We start from the raw sequence: 24,659 nt of genomic DNA, 5'->3' as shown, positions 1-24,659 counted from the left end.
ATCAGTCCTGTTGTTTGCGAAAGCGGTAACCCACCCCAAAGATGGTTTCGATGTAACGGGGATTTTTGGGGTCTGGCTCGATCTTAAGGCGTAAGTTGCGCACGTGAACGTTGAGCGTGGTATCAATGCCTGCAAATCCACTGTCGGCAAGGATTTCCACCAGTTCGGCACGGGTGTACACTCTACCCGGAGAGCGCATCAGGGTTGCCAGCAGGTCAAATTCAATCGGGGTGAGGGACACAGGCTGATCTTTTACCGTCACGGTGTGGGTGCTTTCATCCAGAACAATATCCCCTGCTCGCAGGGTCTCCTGCCGTTCGGGACGTTCCTCTCCCCGGCGAAGAATCGCACGGATGCGTGCCGCCAGTTCGCGCATGCGGAAGGGTTTGATGATGTAATCATCCGCGCCGAGATCCAGCCCCAGCACCGCGTCCGTTTCTTCTTCGCGCGCGGTGATAATGATCACTGGGGTCTGGCGTTCCTGTCGAAATTGTCGCAGAAATTGATATCCGTCCATGCGCGGCATCATGATATCCAGCAGGATTAAATCAGGGTTTTCGTGGCGTGCCAGATACAGAGCACTCTGACCATCGGTAGTGGTGAGCACCCGATATCCCTGTTCGGTCAGATATTCCTGAAGCAGTTGCCGTACGCTGGACTGGTCATCCACAACCAAAATGGTCTTGCTCATTCTGTTCCTTCCTGTACATGAATCTTGGTCAGTCCCGAAGATACCACACGAAAATTTAAATCTGGTTTAGAAGCGGTTTAGATCTGAACAAGTTTCTCCCCTTTCTTATACATCAAAAATTCATTTTTTCTAAATCCATTCTAAATCTCTTCTCGCTATGATGAGGGCGAAATTTCGCAATCTGAGAAAAGGGAATGACCATGAAAACCACGTCTCAAGGGAAGAAGCGCCTTCCACCGTTCGTCATCGGGTTGATTATCGTGATTGTACTGGTTCTGGCAGGGTGGGGCTATTTTGCTGTTTGGGTGCCCCGTACGCAAACCGCCAGCGCCGCCGCTACCCCGCAGACACAGACAGCGCAGGCACGCCGGGGAAGTCTGGTGGTTTCGGCTTCGGGTACCGGAATCCTCACCGCTGGAAAAACTGCCGAACTGTCTTTCCCGGTCAGTGGGACTGTGGGAGCAGTTTACGTCTCTGTGGGACAGCAGGTGGAAGAGGGACAGGTGCTGGCTGAACTGGCAGACCGCACCTCGCTGGAAGCGGTAATGAAATCTGCCGAGGTGACCCTTTTGCTTGCCCGGCAGGAACTGGAAACGCTCAAAGCCAGCGGAGAAGAAAACCTGGCGAAAGCGCGTCTGGCAGTTTCGGATGCGGAGAAGGCTTTGCAAACGGCGCAGGCATCGCTCAAACAGTCGGGACAGAGCCGCTGTTCCGAGGAAACCACGACGGCTTATTACGATAGTTATCTCAAAGCCAAAGAACGATATGAAGATCTTAAATCCAGTGGGGCGGATTACCTGACCCGCGTTTTACCAGCCAGACAAAGCATGGATCAGGCTTATGCCAATTACCGTTACTGCTCAGGATATTACGATTACGAGATCACCGCTTCACAGGCGGAATACGTCATTGCTAAGAGTAATCTGGAAAAAGCCAGAGTCACACTGGCAACACTGGAAGCCAACAGTGGCATAGACCCCACGACCCTGGCACAGGCAGAAAGTAAGGTGCTCAATGCACAGGTTGCCTACGAGCAGGCGAAAAAGAACTACGAAGGAGCAATCCTGCGGGCGCCATTTGCAGGTACGGTGCTTTCGGTGGCTGGTGAAGTGGGAGACCCGGCAGGTACGGGCACGTTCATCACCCTGATTGACCTGTTCCATCCGCTGGTGGAATTTGCTGTGGATGAGACCGATATGGATAAAGTGGCAGTGGGATATCCTGCTGAAGTGATTTTTGATGCCCTGCCAGACATAACCTTCCCGGGTACGGTTCAGCAGGTTTCCCCCAGTCTGGTCACCGAAGGTGGTTACAAAGTGCTGAAAGGGGTTGTGGCGCTGGATTTGAGCAAGGTCACCTTGAACCAGCCCCTGCTGGCAGGTTTAAACGCTGCTGTGGATATCATCGCTGCCCGCGCGGATGACGCGGTGCTGGTTCCTGTGGAAGCCCTGCGCGATCTGGGAGATGGCAACTACGGTGTCTTTGTGGTTGGGACAGACGGCAAACCCCGCTTGCGGGTTGTGAAGGTTGGGATTAAAGACGCCACCTATGCTCAGATCCTTGAGGGAATCGCAGTGGGTGAAGTGGTAACCACCGGTACTGTGGAGACGAAATGATGAGCGAGTCCGTGCCGATTATCCAGACTGTTCAACTGGTCAAAATTTACGGTTCGGGCGAAAACCAGGTGGTTGCGCTGGATGGGATTGACCTGACCATCGATTCCGGGGAGTTTGTTGCCATCATGGGACCAAGCGGTTCCGGGAAGAGTACCTTGCTCAATATCCTTGCCTGCCTGGACCGCCCGACCAGGGGACAGTACATTCTGGCAGGTGAGGATGTCAGTGGCTATAAACGCGCGCAACTGGCGGAAATTCGCAGCCGGCAACTGGGGTTTGTGTTTCAGTCTTACAATCTGCTTCCCCGCCTCACAGCCCTGGAAAATGTTCTCCTGCCTTTGCTGTACCGGCGAGAAGAGCGTTTGAGCCATACCGAAAGGAAAGAAAAAGCCCTTGCCGTTTTGGAAAGCGTGGGACTGGCGGACCGGGCTCATCATTACCCCAATCAGTTATCGGGTGGTCAGCAACAACGGGTTGCCATTGCGCGGGCGCTGATCAATGATCCTCTGCTCATTCTGGCGGATGAACCCACAGGAAATCTGGATAGCCATGCCAGTGAGGAAATCATCCAGTTACTCATCAACCTGAATTCACGCGGACGCACCATTGTCATGGTCACCCACGAACCCGATATGGCGCGCCATGCCCGGAGAGTGCTGATGATTCGCGACGGGAAATTAGCCTCAGATCGCAAAAATGGTCATCATCGGGAAACTCAAAGCCTTGCTTCCGGTGAAGGGAGGTCATCATGATATTCGGCGAAGTGCTCAAGATTGCCTGGGACAGTTTGATGGCAAACAAACTGCGCTCTTTCCTCACCATGCTGGGGGTCATCATTGGTGTGGCAGCGGTGATTGTCATGGTTGCCATCAGCGCCGGTACAGAAGCCGCCATCTCTGAAGCCATTAATGGTCTGGGGAGCAATCTGGTGTTTATTTCTTCAGCCTTCAGCCGGGGTGGTCCTACCGGCGGACCTCAAACCATGCGCGGCGGACTGGTATATGAGGATATGACGGCTATTCGAGAACGGATCTCTGGTGTGGCTGGGGTGACGGTAGAACAGCAGACCAGTGTGACGGTCAAGTATGAAAACACCTCGCTGGAAGATGTCATGATGGTCGGTGCCACGCCGGACTTCCCAACCGTCCGCGATGTGCGGGTGGAACAGGGCAGATTTTACAACGATACGGAACTGGAGCGTGCCTCCAAGGTGGTGGTGTTGGGAAAAACGGTTGCCGGAGAACTTTTTGGCGAAACTGATCCCATTGGGCAGACGGTATCGGTTAATTCCATCAAACTGACTGTCATTGGGGTGATGGCGGAAAAAGGGCTGGTTGCCGGGGTGGATTTTGACCAGCAGATTTACGTACCCATTACTCTGGTGTTCAAAAAGTTCATGCCAGCGCAGTTTGCCCGGATCATGGGCGATCGCGTGCGCCAGATCATTGTATCCGTGGACCCGGATGCCGACATGGATAAAGTAATTGAACAGATAACTCTCTTGCTGGCAAACCGCCATGGAGTCACGCTGGACTCTCTGGACTTTACCATCCGTACTCAGGCGGACATCATCGCCACGCAGGAATCCACTACAGAATCGTTCCGCACCCTGCTGGCGTGGGTTGCCGGCGTCTCGCTGATTGTCGGCGGGATTGGCATTATGAATATCATGCTGGTCAGCGTCACCGAGCGCACCAGGGAAATCGGCTTACGTCAGGCAGTAGGCGCGGCGCCTGCGGATATTCAGGTGCAGTTTCTCATGGAAGCCTTGTTGCTCAGCCTGGTAGGCGGGTTGCTGGGAATTCTGGCAGGTATCGGCGGTGCCTATCTGTTCGAACGCTTGGGCGGGATGCGCACGGTGGTTTTGCCTTACTCGATTGGATTCTCATTCCTGTCTGCGGCGCTGGTGGGTGTTTTCTTTGGTTTTCTGCCTGCAAAGCAGGCTGCCGATCTGGATCCCATTGTAGCCTTGCGCCATGAATAACTGTATCTCTGGAGGAAAAATGTCGAAAAAATGGTTTGTCTGGTTGGGTTTGGTTCTGGCTTTGCAGATTGCCTTGAGTGCCTGTTCGACGACAGGGGGGGCATCGGAACCGTCTAGCGCTATGGAAACACCGCTTGCCGCAGGGAACGAAAACGCAGCCCAGATGTCTTTAGAAACGCGTCTGGCGGTTGGAATTCTGAAACTGGAAGGAACCCGGTGGGCAGTCACCGCTGAGCAAGCCCAGACATTGCTCCCTTTATGGAAAGCGGTGAAAACGCTCAGCAGTAGCGATACTGCCTCTTCGGAAGAGATTCAGGCACTCTATGAGCAGATTCAGGAAGTCCTGACTGCAGAACAGATTCAACAGATTCAGGCGATGAGTCTCACACAGGACGATTTCCGCGCCTTAATGGAGCAATATGGTATCTCTTTCAATGCTCCCATGGGAGAAAACGGGACATTGACACAGGATCAAATGGCCACCCGCGTTGCCCAGCGCGTTCAAAGTAGCGGTGGTTTTCCGGGAGGAGCGGGCGGCATACCGCCGGAGGGCGGTTTGGGTGGTGCCGGGGCGCCGCCGGGAACGATGGGAGAGGGTAGACAGCAAATTACACCCGATCCCACGCGCATGGCACAGCGCCGCGGTTTGGGGATGAATCGGTTGTTTCTGGACCCACTGATTCAACTTCTGGAAACCCGCGCTGCCGGGGGGTGATCTTGCCAAAGAGATTAAGAGAGTTTTTATCCAGAATTGCTTGAATCTGAATCGGTTCTAAATGAAATTTAAATCTTCAGCCTGTATGATGAGCCAGAACCAGATAAAAAATTCAGGAGTGTAAACAATGAACAAAACTAACTTTATCCTTGATGCCGGAATTTTTGCCGCTTTCCTTATGGCACTGGAACCTGAGGTCACCGGACTGGAGATTCATGAGTGGCTTTCTGTGGCGCTGGCGGGCACTTTGATTGTGCATATGTTGCTTCACTGGGACTGGGTGATTGGGGTGCTGAAGACCTTCTTCCGCAAACTCTTCCATATCTCACGGCTGAAATTTGTGGTGGATGCGCTTTTGCTCGTGGCAATGGTCACGGTGATGGTCAGTGGACTGATGATCTCACGGGTGGTTTTCCCTGCCCTGGGAGTATCCGTCATTGAAAATCAGGACTGGCGTATCCTGCATTCGCTCTCGGCAGATCTGGTGTTATGGCTGACTGCTTTGCATTTTGCGCTCAACTGGAAATGGGTGGTCTCCATGTTCAAGCGGTATATCGTTTCGCCCATTGCCTCACTGCGTCTTCGTGGCACAACCCCGCAGGCGCAACCGGTGATGGTGGAAGTGGAACGGGTTCGGAAATCATAACTTACAACAGGAGGTAAAAAACATGAAAGTCTTGAAATGGGTTGGAAAAATTTTAGTGGTGCTGGCATCTATCATCGTCATCGCAGGTGCAGTGATCTGGGTCGTTAATCGCGGTTGGGCAGGTTCAATGCTCCGGGCAGGGCGCCCTGCTCTGCAGGAAGGATACCGCATGCGTGGCTGGGATGGCGATGAATTCCGACGCTTTGATGGCGTTCCTGATGGGAATGGTGTGCGCCCCCGCGGCGGTCGTGAGGGCGGATTCCATGGCAGTCCGCTCCCCTTTGGGCTGGGTGTACTGCAATTTGCTTCCCGTCTGCTGGTTTTCGCGCTGGTCACCGCGGCAGTCTTCCTCGCCGGGTATTTGCTGGGGAAACGCAAACCGGCTTCATCCAGAAATGGTTCTCCGGGATCGTCATCTCAGCCAGCAGTTGAACCGCCTGTGCCTTCTCAGGGAGAAGAACCTCCAGCCAGTTAAGCCAATTTTCCTCTCTCCTTCGGAACGCTCAGCCTCCTATGTCCGGGAGGCTGAGCCATTTTAACATTACCCCTTTCATATTTATAGATATCCCCTTCATTACTCATCATCTCCTCCTCTTACCGGAATGCAAAGCGACAGCCTGCCTGTTTACAGGACTGTCGCTTCACGTTGATCGGTTTTTTTTGTTAACTCTTCATGAGCGCAAAGGCGATGGCGGCGTGACGGTCATATTGCGATTGACGCCCGTACCCGTCAGTAGCAGTGGCATAGGTAAAGAGGTTGACGGCAAACGCCGCGCCATCATTACAGGCGGCGCAACTGCCGCCAAGGTTGCGCAACAGGTACGATGCCGCGTTGGCAAAGGTGGCGGTTGGAGGCGGCGGGAGAGCAGGCGAACTACCCGACCCGCTGGTGGAGGCTACTCCACCGCACAAACCGCGTGAAATGCTCAAAGACCATGTCAGGAAGGAATTGGGGTGGCGAGCCACGTAGTCCACGCTGACCGGATCGGTCAGTGCATTGAAGCGCAGGAAGCCGCAGGAATCAGCCGTTCCGGCAGGCGTGCGCACGTTGGACAGTTGTGCAATGGTGTCATTGTTGTCCACCCGTACGCGGAATATCAACTGACCCTGTGGGGTAATGTTGTTGGCTGTCAGGACGCTGGTGTATTTGTCCGGGGTGGTCAGGTCGGGCAGGACAAACTTAAACGGACCGCTTCCGCCAAGGTTGGAGCAGGATACCAGATTGCCGTTAGCGTCAAACATTTCCAGCATTAAGGTCACCAGTCCTGTGCGGCGTGGCACGGAGACGCTGTCAATATAGGTAAAGGGTGGCAGGTGATTTCCGGTGCTGTCAAAGTAAGCAAAGGGGCGGTCTATCGGGTCATTGATGTTCACCCAGCCGTCTCCCGGATGGGCATCGGGTACCTCGAAGAGATGATCAGTCGCGTTGACCTTTTTGGGTCCCAGGGTGACAGGAACCAGGTGAATGGTGAGCGGCGCATAGGTCACCACCATGTAGCGGTGGGTGACCGTTGTGCGGATGGGGGTGAAATCCGGGTCGCCCTCAAACTTGTAAGACCAGCGATAATACCGCACGTTGCTGTGGGTCTTCAGACGTGGATCGAACACCATTTGCAACGCCAGCGTTCCCGCCCAGGGGGTAGTGCCATTGACCAGTCCGGTGGTGGCTGTGCTGACCGCAGGGTTGCCTTCCAGGTCGGTGATGTTGCGCAGGTCAATGTTGCCAATGGCGGTGGGCCAGACGTACAGTTCATCGCCGGGGATAGGACGGTCGGGTTCTTCCAGGCAGGCAACCGCTTCGGGGTCAGTGACGGTGATTTGAATGGGCGGGGTGCCGTTGTAGTTCCAGTAGGTGTTACACGAAATCGGCGGGCTGTAAACGGTCTTCTCCACACCGCCGATGTTTTGAGTCACCCGGAAGTACAGGTCGGGGATGTCCGAAGGGCACCAGAAGCACAATTCCTTGTAAAAAGATCCATCAGATTGGATGGGCACTTCTGCCAGCAGTCTGAGGCAGTACCAGAAATCCGGCAGGAGGAGGCAAAGGTATGGCGCCAGAATTGCCTTGTTCGAAACCAATGCCTGTTGAAGGGCATCGCCTTTCAAAACCGCAAGTTGAGAGGTTACTTCTGAAAGATTTGCCGAAGCCTTCATCATGGTTGTGCTGGACAGTGCGCTTTCCGCTGCGGGCTGAGAAATCAGCGATATGCGCTGGAATGGCACCGGGTCGGGACCGGGTCCGGGTATCGGCGGGATGGGTGGTTGAGGCTCGGGGATGGGGAAGGGAAATGGTTCGGGAATGGGCGGGAACGGACGCGGCCGCAACAGATCCAGCAGGTCATCGCGTAGTTTCTCCAGTTCGGGGAAGGGCAGGCGTTGAATATAGCACAGGAAATCTACCTCGTAGATTTTGACTGTGCCTTTGCAGATGGTGGTATAGTTTCCCGCACTGAGTTGCTTGCGCACGTTTCCCCGCACAACCACACAGTATTTCCACCAGCAACGAAAGATGGCTTTGGAGATGGCAATGTCTATGAGAGAAGGCTTCAGTGGGGCAATGACATCCTGTAAAACGGCTCTGGCTTTGACCAGTTGAGAAAGCAAATCATGGGGTGGGGTTTTTTCACCTCCCAGTAAATCAGGACCTACGTACAGACGGTAGTTCTGTTCGGGCAGGATGCGTAAACTCACCGTTTCTTCACTGAGAGGCTGACTGTCGGCGAGGGCTCCCTGCGAGTCAAACAAATAAACCCGGATCGGCGGGGTCTTGTCACCTTCTGCTCGATCCGGGAATCGCACGTGGACGCGGAGCGTCCGGTATTTACTTTTGTTCAATTCTTCAACCATCCAGCACCTCCATTATGCGGCTTGGCTGTTTTCTCACCTTCAGAAAAGGCTGAAAACATAAATAAAATTGATTTACTTTATCATAATAGCACAAAATTTAAGAGATAGATATGGGGAATATTTCTCACCTGTGCCTGAAAAAAAGCAAAACCGGTATAATCGCCCTTGATGAAACTGGTTACCTGGAACTGTCAGGGGGCGTTTCGCAAGAAATACCCGGCTCTTGCCGCTCTCCGTCCCGATGTGGCGGTGGTGCAGGAATGCGAGAGCCTTGAGCGCATTCCCTGGAAGCAGGGAAATGCGCCGATAAGTGCAACCTGGTATGGCGAAAAGCCCACCCGGGGGGTCGGAATCTTCTCATGGACGGGAGTGTCGTTTCAGGTCAGCGAAATGTTTGATCCCACCATTCACTATGCCATTCCGGTTGAGGTGAAAACCCCGATCCCTTTTCATCTCATAGCCGTCTGGACAATGAAGCATGCCGACTGGCGGCTGGCATACAGCGGGCAGGCTTACCGGGCGCTGGGGGTGTACCGGGAGTTCATTCTTTCTGCCGATACGGTCATTCTGGGAGATTTCAACAGCAATCAACGTTCCACTCCCCGGGGACGGATTGGCAATCATGCCGTTCTGGCGGCGAACCTGCAAACGCTGGGGCTGGTCAGTGCCTACCATTTTGCCACCGGAGAGAAGACTGGCATGGAGAAGACCCCCACTTTTTTTCGGGGGCGTAAAGCCGAACAGGCAGGGCATATTGATTATGTATTTTTCCCGGCGCGCTGGATTCGACGCCTTAAACGGGTGGAGGTGGGTGCCTCAGCAGAATGGCTGGAGTACAGCGATCACTGTCCGGTGGTGGTGGAGTTCGTTCCCAGAAGCCCGTACAGCATGGTTTAGCCGATCATCAAAACTTCAGGCGGGATAAGACTTTTCACCCCGCCTGAAAGACCTTTTACCAGTAGCAATACCCTTACCCGGGAAGAATTGGATAGGTCATTCCCCCCTGAGGGAAGACCAGCACATGGGCTTTTTCGGGGAAGCGTTGTTTTGCCACGTTAAGCGCCGTCTGAAGATCGGGGACGAAGGAGACGAACGGCAACCGTTCATGAATTTCCAGCGGGATGGTGGGAGCGTAAAGCAGGAGCGTGCCTTGAAGCATGGCTTGCAGGGCAAAGTAAAGGAAGAATTTATCCTCTTCTCCCATGCCTTTCAGGCGAAGTTTCGGAACGCGCGGCAGGAGCAACGGTGCCAGCAGTCTGAGGACTTTGCGTCCAACCGGTAATTTGCGGTTTGCCAGTCCAAATACGCCTACCCCTTCTTCGGCGCGGATTGTGGTGATCATAACCCCGCCGGGCTTGAGCGCGCGGATGGTGTTTGCCAGCGCTTTCACCCCCTGCCGCAGATCCTGATCCATGGGGTAGGATGCGGTGATCAACACATCAGCCGGGGCTGGGATGGGAACGCCGTAAATCTGCGCACTCACCTGTGTACCCGCGCGGTGAGCATGGATAGGGTGCCCGCTGACAACTTTGACGACTTCCAGAGCGCTGTTCAGCACGGCGTTGACAATGAACACCTTCCCCTTAAGCATTTGCGCACCTTCTTCCAGGTCAAGGCGCATGGGATTGCGCTCGATGGGTTGTCCGACCATGTTGAAGGTGGAGGGATGGCAGTTCAGTGCATGATTGTGAGCGATGGTGGCACGACCGGCTACCCCGGGAATGAGATTTTTATAACCGCCGCCAAAACTGGCGATGATGTGCGGCTCAATACAGCCAATGGAAACAATTAAATCCGCCCCGGCAACGGTCCTGTTCAGGTAAACAGGGGTGCCCCGCGAGGTTGTCCCTAAAAAGGCAAGACGTTCTGGAGAATCGCAATCATGGCTTTCCCATTGCACCCGGCTCATCCACTCCCCGCCGATGCGTTGAGCCACTTCTTCTGCCTGCATGGGACGGTGCACTCCCAGCGCCGGAATCACGGTGACCTGTTCTGCTGAAACGCCGCCGCGCTCCAGTTCTGCCATGACCGCAGGGAACAACCGGGCAATGGGAGTGGGACGACTGCCATCGTCAATCACCACAACCACATGTCGGGCGTCGCGCGCCAGTTCTGCCAGCGACGGGCTGCCGATGACTTCCTGCAGTCTGCGAGCGGTTTCATCTTCCGCACTGGCTACACCGGGCAGGGGAGAGGGTCCCAGTACACCCATCAGGTTCCATGAAGGGGGCAATTCCAGGGTGAGGGAGTCCTTTCCCCAGGGGAGAGAGATGGGAGAATGACTCATGGAGTTCCTCCTGTAGCGGTTCGACTTGAGGATATTCTTTATCATACATGCATTTTGAACCGCAAGCAGGGTAAAATACTCCCAATCTTAGCCGCGAGGAAAAAAACATGCCTGTATCTCAACCGTCTTCCCTTTTTCCACTTGGGGTGGTTCTGTACCGTGAACCGATGCCTTTGTCCGGCGAACTGGATCGTGATCTGCAAATTCTTCACCAGCAGGGTATTCATCTGGTGTACTTTCCTGTCAACTGCGCCATCCTGTCCCCGCGCGAGGAGGACTGGCGCTGGGAGGTGTATGAATCCTGGCTGAACAAAGCCCGTCAGTTATCCATGGACCTGTTGCCGGTATTCCAGGTCTCATCTCTGTCGGGATGGTGGATGACCGTTTCCGGGCACATCTCTGACCCCGTAGAATCCTTCGCGCAATTCGTGGGAAGGGTGGTGGAGCGATGGAGCACCTGGGATGAAATTGCCGGATGGGGTGTGGATGTGCCCGATTTTCGCCAGACCGAAGCCGTGATGGATGTCCTGCCCTCTGCCCGTGCTGTTGAAGCCTTCTCTCACTGGCTCCAGAAACAATACGGAGATTTGAATGCCCTCAACGAGCGCTGGAAGACGGCTTACACCGCCTGGGAAGAGATCCGTCCAGAATACTGGCGGCCGCAAGATGTGCCTCAACGGGTGGCATGGCAGGCCTTTCTGGAAAATTGGCGTCTGGAGTGGTTCCACCGGCTGATGCAGACTGTTCACTCCGCCGATGCCCGCCAGCGACCGGTACATGCGCTCTCGCTGGATCTACCCGGTCAGTTCCCTCATCCCGGTGTGCCCGCTGATCTACCGGGAGTGTCCTGTTTTCCCTCGCGTCAGGCTGTACATCGCTGGGACGATGCTGCAGCGCACCCGGAAGAGCGCGTTCGTCAGAGAGGAACCGCGCTTGCTGGGATGCTTTCCGTAGCGTATGCGGGCGACCGCGCACGCAGTTGGGGATCTGATCTCCGCCCGTTCCGGGTTGTTCCGCTTCAGGCAGGTCCTGAGCAAACCCTCTGGCAGGAGGGAAGTTCACCCTCTCCGGAGGAATTGCGGCGCTGGGTGCTGACTGCCCTCAGCGCCGGGGCCAGTGGGGTAGGACTTTCGGGGGTGCGCCCCGGGCTGAACCCTCTGGAGCGCGGTTTTGCTTTGCTGGAGAGTGAGGGGGAGTCCTCACCGCGGATGCGGGAAGTTGCTTCGCTGGGAAAGGCACTTCAATCCCAGGCGGAGTTGTTCATGCAGGGACGCCTTGCGGATGTACAGGTGGGTATTGTGCTGGATGATATCAACCGGCGGGTGTGTGAAACCCTGCCCGGTCTTGGAGAGCATTATCATTACAGTGTGCGCGGGTGGCACCGGTTGCTCTGGGAGGAGGGCTTCCCAATGGATTTTGTTCCTGCCGAGGCTGTGGATGAAGCCCTGGCAGAACGGTATCGTGCGCTGATTTTGCCTTTGCCGCTGGCTCTGGAAAATGAAACTGCCCGCCGCCTTTCGGCGTACGTCTCTGCAGGAGGCAATCTGGTCAGTGAAGTCGGAACAGGAATGTTGACGGAAGATGGATGGGCAGTTCCCGGCGAGTTCTCTCCGCTCTTGCGTTACCTGTTTGGCGTGCGGGTGGTGAATCAACGTCTCGTGGATGAGCCGGATGAGTCTCCGCGCTGGTCACCTCTGGAGCATCATTGGCGGGAGAGGGACGAAGCGGGCTACCTCGAAGGGCGCGGACCCATGGAGGGCTTGCGTGTGCGTGCCAGCGTATGGGTTCAGCAGATTGAAAATCAGGGCAGTCAGCCGGTGTTCTGGTACCGTGGGCGTCCGGCGGGTGCCTTCCGGGTGGGGGTGCGCGGACAGGCATGGCTGATTGGCACAGCGGTTGGGCACAGTGCCTTTGCTCACATTGAACCGGAGGCGCGTCTCTTTGTGCGCCGGTTACTGGGGTGGTTTGGGGTGCGTCCTCAACGGGTGGGAGACTTGTTGCTGCGCCGCCGTGTTTTGGGAAATCAGGAAGCCTGGTTCCTGACCAATCCAACCAGTGAAACGGTCACGGTTCAGGTCTCTGTCCCTGCCCGGCAGGTGGAGGATTTGCTTCATTTCCCCGTGGAGCGTTCACAGGAACAACTGACCCTGACGCTTTCTCCTTATGAAGTAAGGGTTATTGTGATGAATTCAGGTCAATAAGTAATTATATCTGTAATATTTTTGTAATTTTTCTTGGCTGTTTGGGAGAGTGTTCTTATGTAAACTTGAATTGTTAATGCCAAATCGAATACGGTCCGGAAGAGACTATAACTGCCTTGGGAGGGGATATGGACAGAAAAGCCGTTTTGAGAATCGGGTCAATCTGGGGAATCGTCCTGATCCTGTTGACCGTGTTGCCTTTGGGGGTGGTAGAGGCTCGTCCTCTGGCTCAGCCTACCACCGACGTGTCCCTGAATATCTCTGCAGAGACCATGTTGGGACAGCCCTTTACCTTCACGGTCACTTTTGACAATAATGGCACAGTCCCGGGATATGGTCCCTTCATTGACCTGATCTTTCCGGCAACCGGAGCGGATGGAGATGATGGACTGACATTCAACGGCGCAACCTACCTGGGTGTGCCGTTGTCGTCTGTGGTCCTGACATTCCCTGCCCCGACTGGATGTGTGGCACATCCATATGCGGTAGATACCAGCGGTGCACCTGTGCAGGTGTGCGGCACCCCCGGCGATCAACTGGTGGTGCTGCTTCTGCCGTTTGGGTCCTTTGTTCCCGATCAGCCGCCGGTAGAAGTCGTTGTCAATGTCAATATGAGCAATTACGCCGATGTGGGTACCCCCCTGAATATTCAGGCGCGCGGCGGTTATCAATTTGGGGAGACGCCTGTCTCCGATCCTGCCACTGACCCTTCCATTATCGGCGCGTGGACTGTCTCTTCCACCACTCCGACTCTCATTCGGGTGACCAAAACCTACCTGGGCCCCGAAGACGAAACCGCTACCGGACCTAACTTCCCTCGTACGTACCGCATTACGGTGGACATTGCCGCTGGACAAACAATCACGGGGTTGACGGTGACCGATTTGCTCCCTCCCAATCTGGCTTTTCTGGCGGTTACCTCAATTTCGCCGGGCGGAGCCGTGATTCTTGACCAGCCGGTGACCCCGGGTGCGCAACTCCCCCCCAATAATGATCTGGTGGTGCAGTGGGCATCGGTGACGGGTGGTGCAGGCACTGCCGATGCGGTAGTGGAGTTTACTTTTTACGCTCCCTTGAATGATGCTGGCGGTAACCCCGTTCTCAACCCCGTTACGGGCGATGATGTTCCTTCTCTGAACGATTCACGTGGAGAGGGCAACTGGACACCGCTGGACCCGCGTGATACCAGTGGATTGGTGATCTCCAATCTGCCGCCCAGCGATTACACCCTGACCTTGAAATCCATTGCCATCCAGAAATCAGTGTCCAATCTCTCTCCGGCGCCGCTCTCCCCCGGTGACACCCTGGAGTACACCTTACAGGTACAGGTCTCCGATTTCTTCGCCTTGACCGATCTGGTGATTGACGATTTGTTTTCTGATGGTCAGGCGTGGGATGCTACCTTTACGCCGGTGCTCTCGGTGACCGAGCACGGTGCTACTACCAGCGCGCCGATGAACTCCGCCAACTACACCGTGCTGCCGAATGTCTTTTTAGGCTTCAGTGAGGTAACTTTCCGCGTGTCCTCTGAACTCCAGAGCCGCGGACTGGACCGTATCCTGCTGGGTGGATGCGTTCCCGACGGTGGGACGGGCGGTCCTGCGCCAGATTGCGCCTCCTTTAACGGCGGCGCCACCACATTGACCCTGCGTTTCCGCACGGTGGTGCAGGAAAATTTCGTGGTGAATTATCCTTCTGGCGATCCCTCTGTGGACCAGGGTGACATTCTGAACAATCTGGTTACGGTCATGTCCAATGTTCTGAATGTGGCGAATCTGACCCCCACCGGCGAGGATGAACAGGATTCAAGTCAGGTAGAAACCTCTATTCCACGGGGAACTGTGGAAAAAACCATTTACGCCGTCAACGGGGTGGCTTGTTCCCCTCAGCCGTGTACCGCAGTGCGGGTTGCGCCTGCCGATACGGTAACGTACCGCCTGCGCTACGTTTTGCCCACCAGTGATGTGGAAAATCTGTATCTGATTGATTATCTCCCTCTGCCGGTATTCCTGGCAACCGAGGTGACCACGTTTGATCCCACTGTCAGCGCGGCGGCTCCGCCGCCGGGACAGGCAAAGTTTGGTCCCGCAGATACATTCTACGTCTACTCCGGAATCGTTCCCACGCTCCTCACCAACAGTTCGGAGAACAGTCTGCGCTTTACCTATGGCAGTTATGATGATACCCGAAATCAGTCCACCGTGGTGGATTTACTCTTCACCGTGACGGTCCGGTCTGATCCCTTTGCAGATGGATTGTACCTGACCAACCAGGTCCGCGGGCATGAAGGCGCAACCAATGCAGGTGACAGTGTAGCGGATTCGGTTGTACAGATTCAACTCACCGAGCCGGTTCTGAACGTTCGCAAAGGTGTAGTCTGGTCCGAAAACGCTGGCGCGGTGTTTAACCCGGCGCAGGTTGCCCCGGCAGGGGTGACCTTCTCCGGTGCAGGATGCCCGCGCTTTACTGGAACGGTGAATTCCAGCGGGCTTGCCTCTCAGCCCATAGACAGCAATATCACCGGTGGAGTGGATGCCGGCGACCGCGTGACTTTTGCCATTACGGTGGAGAACACCGGTAGCGGCTTGAACGGCGCCTTTGATGTGCGTGTAGCCGATAGTCTGCCCGTCGGTATGACCTTTGTGCCGGGTTCGTTGTGTGTAACCGATGGAACGGGTGCGGCAATTGGTTACACCGGAGCGGAAACCGATCTGTTTGCCACCGGTATTGTGCTGAATGATCCGGGTCCTACGGCAAATCCGGCAGGCGCACTGGATCCCTACGACCTGACCAGCGGTCGCAACATTGCGGTCATCACCTTCGATGTGACTCTGGATGGTACGGTGCAGGCGCAAAGCACCCTGACAAACACCGGGCGTCTTACAGCGTTTGCCGGTTCAGAGGGCGGTGCCAATCATGTCCCCTCGGGGGTGAGCGAAACGGCTTCCGTTTCGGTGGCGCGCCCATCCACAGCCAAAACGCTGGTAGGGACCGAGATCAATTCGGCGACCAATGGCAACACCCAGGCAGTGATCGGTGAACTGGTCACCTACGAAGTCACTGTGACCGTGCCTGAGGGGGTGCTCCCCTCTGCGGTGCTGACCGATACCCTGGACAGCGGACTGGCGTTTGTGGATTGTCTCAGCATTGCCGCCTCGCCTGATCTCTCCACCGACCTGGCGGGTGGGTTTGCTGCGGCATGTAATGATCCTACCAACCCAACTGTGAGTGCCGGGGGCGGAACGGTAACTTTCAATTTGGGCACCATCACCAATGCCAATCGTGATAATGCTCAGGCGGAAACGCTCACCATCCGCTACACGGCAGTGGTGTTGAACGTTACCGGCAATCAATCCGGGACGCAGTTGAATAACCTGGCCGGGCTTTCATGGAGCGGCGGCAGTCTGGGGGCGGTTTCTGCGCCCAACCTGACCGTGATTGAACCGAACATTATTACCGGAAAATCACGCCTCCCTTCTGGTAATCGGGATGCCGGCGACGTGGTCACCTTTACCATTACTCTGACCAATCCCAACGGTGCCACTGATACTGATGCCTACGATGTGGTCATGACTGATGTGGTCCCCGCCCTGTTAACCTATGTGCCCGGCAGTTTTTCAGTGGCTTCCTGTTCGGCAGGCGCGCCGGTGCTGAACGATTCTGCGGCTCCTACCCTGACGGCGACCTTTGCCGTGTTCCCTCGCAACACTTCCTGTGAATTGACCTTCCAGGCAACAGTCAATAACACGGTGCGGGCAGGCAACCCGGCAGTGACCAATACGGCTGTCACCACATGGACGAGCCTGAGCGGCTCTCCGGGAGATCGCTCGCCCTACAATACCAGTTCGGAAGAGCGCGATGGCAGTGGCGCACCGCTGAATGATTACCAGTCTTCCGCATCCGCAAATGTCTCCTTTGCCAGTACGGTGACCTCCAAATTCCTGGTGGCAACGTCCGAGGGGCATACTTCAGGCAATGCTGTGGCAATCGGCGAAATTGTGCGGTATCGCCTGGTGGTGTCGGTCCCCGAAGGAACCCAGAACAATTTTCAGGTTTTTGATGATCTGCCTCTCGGATTAACCTTCCTGAACGATGGTACGGCGACGATTGCCTTTGTGTCCAACGGGGCGGGGTTCACTTCCACCGGGGTGGGGATTGTTCCGGCGATTCCTGTGGGCTGTACCATCACCGGTAATGCCGCCAATGCCACAAACCCGCCTTCGCCTTTGCCCTGCACGCTGGCAGATGGGAATATCGGCAGTACGCCCAGCACTTCTTCGAATGTGGATAACTTTGCCGATCTGGCAGGTGGATCGCAGACGGGGAATGATGTTTACTTCAAACTGGGCAATCTGGTCAATGCCGATTCGGATTCCGATAACGAGTTTGTGGTGATTGAATTCAACGCTGTTGTGGACAATACCGGCGGCGGCTCGAATGATGCCGGAGATACGCGAGGAAATTATGCCCGAACTTATATCAATGGGACTTCGAACTCCATCTCTGGCACGGTCAACGTGGTGGTGGCTGAGCCTTTGTTGACCATCAGCAAAAGCGCTTCGGTTGCCTCCGGCGATGCCGGTGACCCCGTCACCTTTACCATTACGGTTGGGGCACAATCGGGTGCCAATCGTGTCACCGCTTTCGACCTGGTGGTTAGCGATACGCTGGACGGTTATCTGGTTCCGGGGACGGTCAGCGTGACTTCATCTCAGGGGGCAACCTGTGCAGGGGGTACGCCCTTCAATGCCACTGCCAGTTTTGCCGGACAGGTGATGACGATGAATGCCACCTGTCTTGATCCCGGTCAGACCATTACCATTACCATAGACGCTACCATCAGCCCGTCGGCGCCGAATGGCTTCAGCATCAACAATACGGCTACCCTCACCTACACCAGTTTGCCCGGAAGTGGCACGCCCCTGGCGGGGTCTGTTCCACCCGGCGGTTATTATTACGGGGAGCGCGATGGCTCACAGACGCCCAACCCCAACAATGATTACCGCGCCAGCAGCACGGCGGTTATTGTGGCAACCAATTCGCCGCAAATTGTCAAGAGCGTCTCTCCCTCGTCTTACACCATTGGCGATCTGGTGACTTACAACTTGCTGGTAACGCTCCCCGAAGGGGTGACGCAGGCGCTGGTGGTCACAGATGACATCCCTGTGGGCTTGGAAGTCGAGTCGTACCAGATCATCACCTCTGCCGCGTCCAGCGGCGGCTTGCTGGCGGCAGATTACAATGGCGCTCTGCCTGTGCCTACGGTGACGCAGGCGGGTGGAAGCGGCGGCGATATCACCTTCAACTTTGGCGATACGCCCACAACCGCTGATAATGTGGCGAATAACAACGCCTTCCTGATCCAGATCACCGCACGGGTGCTGAACATCGCCGGGAATGTGGACGGCGTGATTCGCACCAACACCGGCACGGTAACCTATAATGGTCCTGCGGTGCCGTCTTCTTCCGCGAACATGACCATCATTGAACCGACCATTACCACTACCAAGAGCGTTACACCGAATGCAAATGTGCAGGCAGGGGACGTATTGACTTATACGGTGCGCTTCACCAATACCGGCAACAGCCCTGCGTATGACGTGACTGCTGTAGATACGCTGGCGCAGGGGGTGGCGTACCAGGCAGGTTCGGCATCCTGCCAGTTCTTTGATGGCACAAGCACTGCTCCCATTGCTGTGTCGGTGACGGATAACGGCGCGAATTTGCTCTTTGAAGGTGTGCCGGCAGGCTCCTGGGACATCCCGGCAACGAATCCGGATGCTTTCATTGAGTGCACCTACCAGGCGGTGGCGCTTTCTTCTCTGCATCTGGATGGGGCGCATGTCAATACGGTGGATGCTGACTGGTCGTCTCACGACGGCAGTGACGCTTTCGAACGGGTGTATGACGATACCACACCCTATCCCAACGATGGTACGCAGGATACTGCCACCGCAGCCTTCACCAGTCCGGCGCCTGTCTTTACCAAGAGCGATGGCGGTCTGACTCAGGCTACCATCGGGCAGGTGATTTCCTACACGCTTACCGTGCAATCTCCTCTGGGCACCTTGCGCAACCTGACCATCACCGATACGCTGCCTGCCGGGTTGGTTTACCAGACAGGCAGTTTGAGCGTGGGTGCGGGAATCACCGCACCGGTCAGCGTTACGGTGAGTTCACCCAATGACGGCAGTGCGCCGGTAACCCTGAGCATTGACTTTGGCGACGCGGTGATTTCTTCCAGCCCGGTGACCCTGACCTTCACCGCTCAGGTGGCAAACGTGTCGGGTAATCAGCAGGGGGTATCTTTGAATAACACTGCCTCGCTGACGTACACAGACGCTTCCGGGGCATCCAGAACGCTCAATGCCAGCGATCCGGTCACGCTGGTGGAGCCGGTCATTACCCTGAGCAAAACGGTTGTGCCGCCCACGCCAGCCGACGCCGGTGGGGTGGCAACCTATACTCTGGTGCTGAGCAATCCAGGCGGCGCCAACGTCAGCCCGGCATATGATGTCCGTCTCACCGACACCCTTCCTGCTGTTTTGACGCTGGATACCGGCTCAGTGAATGTTACCCTGGCGGGCGGCGCTTCTGGAGTAACCAATGCTTCTGTCGGGAATACACTGGATATCACCATTGCGGTCATTCCGCCTGGAGGAAGCGCTACGGTGACCTTTACCGCCACCCTTAACGATACACTTACCCCGGGTCAGACGGTTGCCAATACAGCCGATGGGGTATGGAGTTCTCTCTCCGGCACGGTGAGCGGGGAGCGGGATGGCAGTGGTGGCATTAATGACTATCAAACCAGCGCCTCAGCAAACTTTACCTCTGCCGGATACTCCCTGAGCAAAGCATTGATCTCCACTTCTGCCGGGCACACTTCTGGAGCCAGCCTGACCATTGGAGAAACGGTCACTTTCGAACTGGCAGTCTCCCTGCCTGAAGGCACCATCCCGGCGCCTGTGGTGGTTACCGATGATCTTCCCTCCGGTCTTGCCTATGTCAGCGGAAGCGGTGTGCTGGATCTCACCGGTTTCAACGGTACGGTGGACAGCGCCGATCCGACTGTCGCCTCGGCAGGGAGTAGTGGCGATGATGTGATATTTACCTTTAACCAGCCGATTCAGGTTGCCCCGGACAACGATCCGGCGAACAATGTTCTGCGCTTGCGCTTGACGGCTGTGGTGGTTAATGAACTGGCAAACCAGAACGGGGTGACCCTGAACAACGCTGCCAGTCTGCAGGCAGGAAGCGGTCCTGTGGTGCAGGCAACGCCGGTGACCATGACGCTCGTGGAACCTGACCTTGCCCTGAGCAAAACTGCCAGCACCCTCACACCGGGGTTAGGGCAGGTGGTTACGTTTACCCTGACGATTGCGCACTCCGCCGCCAGCACTGCCGATGCCCAGGATGTGGTTTTGACGGATGTTATTCCCGCCGGGTTGACCTATGTGCCGGGTTCTCTGTCTTCCAGCGGATATGCGCCGACTGTGCTGGATGACAGTGGCGCGCCTAACCTGCTGGTGCGCTGGGATACCCTCCCGCTGGGGCAAACCGGCGTCATTACCTATCAGGCGCAGGTAACCACCCCCGGTTTTGGCACAACCATGACCAATAACGCCGGACTGGTGTGGACTTCGCTTTCCGGTTCGGATAGCGGCGAACGCACCGGAAGTGGCGGCGTCAATGATTACGTGCGCGCTTCTGCGGTCACTCTGACCAGCACCGGTCCTGACCTGCAAATTTCCAAATCCGATGGAGATGTTTCCGCCACACCGGGTGGTACGGTGACCTACACCTTGAGTTACAGCAATACCGGCAACGGTGTTGCTACCGGCGTGGTGGTTTCTGAAACGGTGCCCGATCACACTACCTTTGTGGGTCCGGCAGGCTGGACCTGTTTGCCCGATAACAATGCAGGCAGTGTGTGTACATATAACCTGGGCCCTTTGAATCCCGGTGCATCTGGAACGTTGACCGTTCAGGTACAGGTGGTGAATCCGCTTCCCGCAGGGGTAATGCAGATTCAGAACGTGGTGTATATCGCTGACGATGGCACCCATGGCAATGACCCGACGCCGGGGAACAACACGGGGAGTGATGACACACCGGTGGACGCGGCGCCGGATCTGACGGTGAGCAAGACAGACGGCGGGGTGACGGCGACGCCTGGGGATGTGGTGGCGTACACGTTGAGTTATGCGAATGTGGGCAACCAGGCGGCGACGAACGTGGTGCTGACGGAGACGGTACCGGCGCACAGCGTGTTCAATGCAGGAGCGAGCACGGCAGGATGGATATGTGTGCCCAATAACAATGCGGGGAGCACCTGCACGCTGAGTCTGGGGACGCTGGCGGGTGGAGCCAGTGGCACGGCGGTGTTTGCGGTGACGGTGGACAATCCGCTGCCCGCGGGGGTGACGCAGATAGCGAACACGGTGGTGATCTCCGATGACGGCACGAATGGTACAGACCCGACGCCGGGGAACAACACGGGCAGTGATGACACACCGGTGGAGGCGGCGCCGGATCTGACGGTGAGCAAGACAGACAGCGGGGTGACGGCGTCGCCTGGGGATGTGGTGGCGTACACGTTGAGTTATGCGAACGTGGGCAACCAGGCGGCGACGAATGTGGTGCTGACGGAGACGGTACCGGCGCACAGCGTGTTCAATGCGGGAGCGAGCACGGCAGGATGGACATGTGTGCCTGATAACAATGCGGGGAGCACCTGCACGCTGAGTCTGGGGACGCTGGCGGGTGGAGCCAGTGGCACGGCGGTGTTTGCGGTGACGGTGGACAATCCGCTGCCCGCGGGGGTGACGCAGATAGCGAACACGGTGGTGATCTCCGATGACGGCACGAATGGTACAGACCCGACGCCGGGGAACAACACGGGCAGTGATGACACACCGGTGGAGGCGGCGCCGGATCTGACGGTGAGCAAGACAGACAGCGGGGTGACGGCGTCGCCTGGGGATGTGGTGGCGTACACGTTGAGTTATGCGAACGTGGGCAACCAGGCGGCGACGAATGTGGTGCTGACGGAGACGGTACCGGCGCACAGCGTGTTCAATGCGGGAGCGAGCACGGCAGGATGGACATGTGTGCCTGATAACAATGCGGGGAGCACCTGCACGCTGAGTCTGGGGACGCTGGCGGGTGGAGCCAGTGGCACGGCGGTGTTTGCGGTGACGGTGGACAATCCGCTGCCCGCGGGGGTGACGCAGATAGCGAACACGGTGGTGATCTCCGATGACGGCACGAATGGTACAGACCCGACGCCGGGGAACAACACGGGCAGTGATGACACACCGGTGGAGGCGGCGCCGGATCTGACGGTGAGCAAGACAGACAGCGGGGTGACGGCGTCGCCTGGGGATGTGGTGGCGTACACGTTGAGTTATGCGAACGTGGGCAACCAGGCGGCGACGAATGTGGTGCTGACGGAGACGGTACCGGCGCACAGCGTGTTCAATGCGGGAGCGAGCACGGCAGGATGGACATGTGTGCCTGATAACAATGCGGGGAGCACCTGCACGCTGAGTCTGGGGACGCTGGCGGGTGGAGCCAGTGGCACGGCGGTGTTTGCGGTGACGGTGGACAATCCGCTGCCCGCGGGGGTGACGCAGATAGCGAACACGGTGGTGATCTCCGATGACGGCGCAAACGGGGCAGACCCGACGCCGGGGAACAACACCGGAAACGATACAACACCCCTGGGTGCAGCACCCGATTTGACCATTGAAAAGAGCGATGGCGTGGATCTGGTTTCACCGGGTGAAACTCTGGTGTACACGCTGACGGTGCGCAATGTGGGCAATCAGCATGCCACCGGAGTGGCGATTGAGGAAACCGTCCCGAGCGGCACTACTTTTGTACCTTCCTCCAGCACAGCAGGCTGGAGTTGCACGCCGGATAACAGCGCCGGGAGCGTGTGTACCCTGAATGTGGGCACTCTGGCGGCAGGCGCGACCTTCACCGCGCAGTTTGCTGTGGCGGTGGACGATCCGCTGAACCCGGAAGTTCTGCGCATCTGGAACACGGCTACCGTTCGGGATGATGGCGAAAACGGCGATGACCCCACGCCTGACAACAACACCTCTACGGATATGGATGAGATTGGGGTGAGCGCCAAGCGGCTGGTGGAAACCAATCAGGACTTTACCACGAATCCGGAAGTTGCAGTGGGCGAAGTGCTGACCTACGAGATTGCGCTGGACATTCCTTCCGGTGCTGTCCAGAATCTGGTGCTGACCGATACCCTGGATCGCGGACTTGCCTTCATCGGATGTGAGTCGATCACTGCTGATCCCGCCGTTACGGCTTCTGCGGGTCCGCTGACGGCTATTTGCAATACTGCCAGCATTGTCACTGAGCCGGCGGGAAGCGCCAATCCTGCCGATGCCGGACGCAGGATGGTGTTGAATTTTGGCAACGTCACCAACACCTCGCCCGATCCACAACCGCTGGTGGTGCGTTACCGCGTGGTGGTGCTGAACACGGCAGAAAACGTGAGTGGTGTGACTCTCAACAACCATGCCCGGTGGACCTGGGTAGGCGGATCGCTGGAAGCCGAAGCCACACCGGTGCGCATCATTGAGCCGAAACTGATGGTGGAAAAGACGGTCACCCCGCGTGAAGCGCTGGAAGGACAGGAAGTGACTTACACAATCACCCTTTCCCGCCATCCCGATAACGAAGGTCCTGCCTACGATGTTACATTGAGCGATGTGGTGCCTTATGGCTTGACCTATGTGCCCGGTACATGGCAGTTTGTCAGCGGTCTGGCGCCCACGACGCTGACGGATAGCGGCGCGCCGACGCTGGTGGCGACATGGGATGTCTTCCCCGCTGATGCACCGGCAACTGTTCTGCAATTCCGTGCGCGGGTGACCGGAATCAAACCCGGGAACAGTGTGACCAACGTGGCACAGGTGGTTTGGAGCAGTTTGCCGGGCAATGTCGGGATTCCGCAGTCGCCGTACAATACTCGTTCGACGGAACGCTCTTATGTCCCCGGTTCGTCGGTGGATGTCTATGGCGCTTCAGGAGAAGTCTCTCTGCTGGTACCCGAGGTGGTTTTGCCCCGGACTGGCTTTACGCCTGGACAGGTGACCCGCCTGCCCGAACAACCGCAGGAGAAGCAATACGCTGATCAGGGCATGGTGCTGGAAATCCCCTCGCTGGGAGTGAAAGCGCCGATCATGGGTGTGCCGTTGACCGCGGAAGGCTGGGATTTGACCTGGCTTACCAGTCAGGTTGGCTATCTGGAAGGGACGGCATTCCCGACCTGGAAGGGCAATAGCGGTTTGACCGCGCACGCCTATGGCCCAGACGGAAAACCCGGTCCCTTCGTGAATCTGGGCAAACTCAAGTGGGGCGATACAATTACGATCCGCTATGCCGGACAGGAATACCGCTACGCCGTGCGGGTGGTCAAGCGTGTCCAGCCCAACGACCTGAGCGTGCTCAGCCATCAAGAACGGGCGTGGTTGACCCTCATTACCTGTCAGGGGTATGATGAACGCACCCGTGACTATACTTCCCGGGTGGTCGTGCAGGCAGTCCTGATAGAAGTAAAGTAATTGCAGGAGAAATCACTCCGGGCTGAAGTCTGGTTTTGAATCATGTAGAACGCCCCCCGCAATCGCGGGGGGCGTAAC

12 protein-coding genes are annotated in these 24,659 nt (G+C 56.7%); 9 read left to right on the top strand and 3 right to left on the bottom strand.

Translation table 11 applies throughout. From position 1 onward, the window contains the following. Nucleotide 1: 1 nt before the first annotated feature. On the bottom strand, nucleotides 2-691 hold the full coding sequence (locus LHF31_RS01005; protein ID WP_298008628.1) for a response regulator transcription factor: 690 nt from the start codon (nucleotides 689-691) through the stop codon (nucleotides 2-4). A 194-nt stretch (nucleotides 692-885) separates the two neighbouring features. Between LHF31_RS01005 and LHF31_RS01000 the strand changes: the two genes are divergently transcribed. The 6 genes from LHF31_RS01000 (at nucleotide 886) to LHF31_RS00975 (ending at nucleotide 6,127) form a co-directional block, all read left to right on the top strand. Continuing rightward, nucleotides 886-2,307 (top strand): efflux RND transporter periplasmic adaptor subunit, encoded by a 1,422-nt coding sequence (locus tag LHF31_RS01000; RefSeq protein ID WP_303773201.1) that lies wholly within the window; start codon nucleotides 886-888, stop codon nucleotides 2,305-2,307. Beyond that, nucleotides 2,304-3,059, top strand: coding sequence for an ABC transporter ATP-binding protein (locus LHF31_RS00995; RefSeq protein ID WP_298008622.1), 756 nt, complete (start codon nucleotides 2,304-2,306; stop codon nucleotides 3,057-3,059). Before LHF31_RS01000 ends, LHF31_RS00995 begins: the two co-directional genes overlap by 4 nt. Beyond that, entirely contained in the window at nucleotides 3,056-4,291 is a 1,236-nt protein-coding gene (locus tag LHF31_RS00990) for an ABC transporter permease (protein ID WP_298008619.1), read from the top strand. The genes LHF31_RS00995 and LHF31_RS00990 overlap by 4 nt, the downstream gene beginning before the upstream one ends. A gap of 19 nt (nucleotides 4,292-4,310) precedes the next feature. After that, entirely contained in the window at nucleotides 4,311-5,006 is a 696-nt protein-coding gene (locus LHF31_RS00985; protein WP_298008616.1) for a hypothetical protein, read from the top strand. Nucleotides 5,007-5,133: 127 nt separating this feature from the next. After that, the gene (locus LHF31_RS00980; protein WP_298008613.1) at nucleotides 5,134-5,652 is read left to right on the top strand and encodes a DUF4405 domain-containing protein; all 519 of its coding nucleotides are present in this window, start codon (nucleotides 5,134-5,136) and stop codon (nucleotides 5,650-5,652) included. A 22-nt stretch (nucleotides 5,653-5,674) separates the two neighbouring features. Further along, nucleotides 5,675-6,127, top strand: coding sequence for a hypothetical protein (locus LHF31_RS00975; protein ID WP_298008610.1), 453 nt, complete (start codon nucleotides 5,675-5,677; stop codon nucleotides 6,125-6,127). Nucleotides 6,128-6,315: 188 nt separating this feature from the next. Here the strand turns inward: LHF31_RS00975 and LHF31_RS00970 are convergent, their stop codons facing one another. Continuing rightward, nucleotides 6,316-8,499, bottom strand: a complete 2,184-nt coding sequence (locus LHF31_RS00970) for a hypothetical protein (RefSeq protein WP_298008608.1) — start codon at nucleotides 8,497-8,499, stop codon at nucleotides 6,316-6,318. A 168-nt stretch (nucleotides 8,500-8,667) separates the two neighbouring features. Here LHF31_RS00970 and LHF31_RS00965 point away from each other — a divergent pair, with 168 nt between their 5' ends. Continuing rightward, nucleotides 8,668-9,396, top strand: coding sequence for an endonuclease/exonuclease/phosphatase family protein (locus tag LHF31_RS00965; RefSeq protein WP_298008635.1), 729 nt, complete (start codon nucleotides 8,668-8,670; stop codon nucleotides 9,394-9,396). A 73-nt stretch (nucleotides 9,397-9,469) separates the two neighbouring features. Here LHF31_RS00965 and larA read toward each other — a convergent pair whose 3' ends face one another. Next, nucleotides 9,470-10,786: a nickel-dependent lactate racemase gene (larA, locus tag LHF31_RS00960; RefSeq protein WP_303773198.1), complete on the bottom strand. Its 1,317-nt coding sequence runs from the start codon at nucleotides 10,784-10,786 to the stop codon at nucleotides 9,470-9,472. Nucleotides 10,787-10,893: 107 nt separating this feature from the next. Between larA and LHF31_RS00955 the strand changes: the two genes are divergently transcribed. Then, entirely contained in the window at nucleotides 10,894-12,987 is a 2,094-nt protein-coding gene (locus LHF31_RS00955; protein ID WP_298002894.1) for a beta-galactosidase trimerization domain-containing protein, read from the top strand. Between the two features lie 128 nt (nucleotides 12,988-13,115). After that, on the top strand, nucleotides 13,116-24,581 hold the full coding sequence (locus tag LHF31_RS00950; protein WP_303773196.1) for a sortase: 11,466 nt from the start codon (nucleotides 13,116-13,118) through the stop codon (nucleotides 24,579-24,581). Nucleotides 24,582-24,659 lie beyond the last annotated feature (78 nt).

Source organism: Anaerolinea thermophila (assembly GCF_020723905.1).
Taxonomy (GTDB): Bacteria; Chloroflexota; Anaerolineae; order Anaerolineales; family Anaerolineaceae; genus Anaerolinea; species Anaerolinea thermophila_A.
The sequence above is the reverse complement of the archived record's forward strand: the minus strand, read 5'-3'. Positions and strand labels throughout refer to the sequence as shown.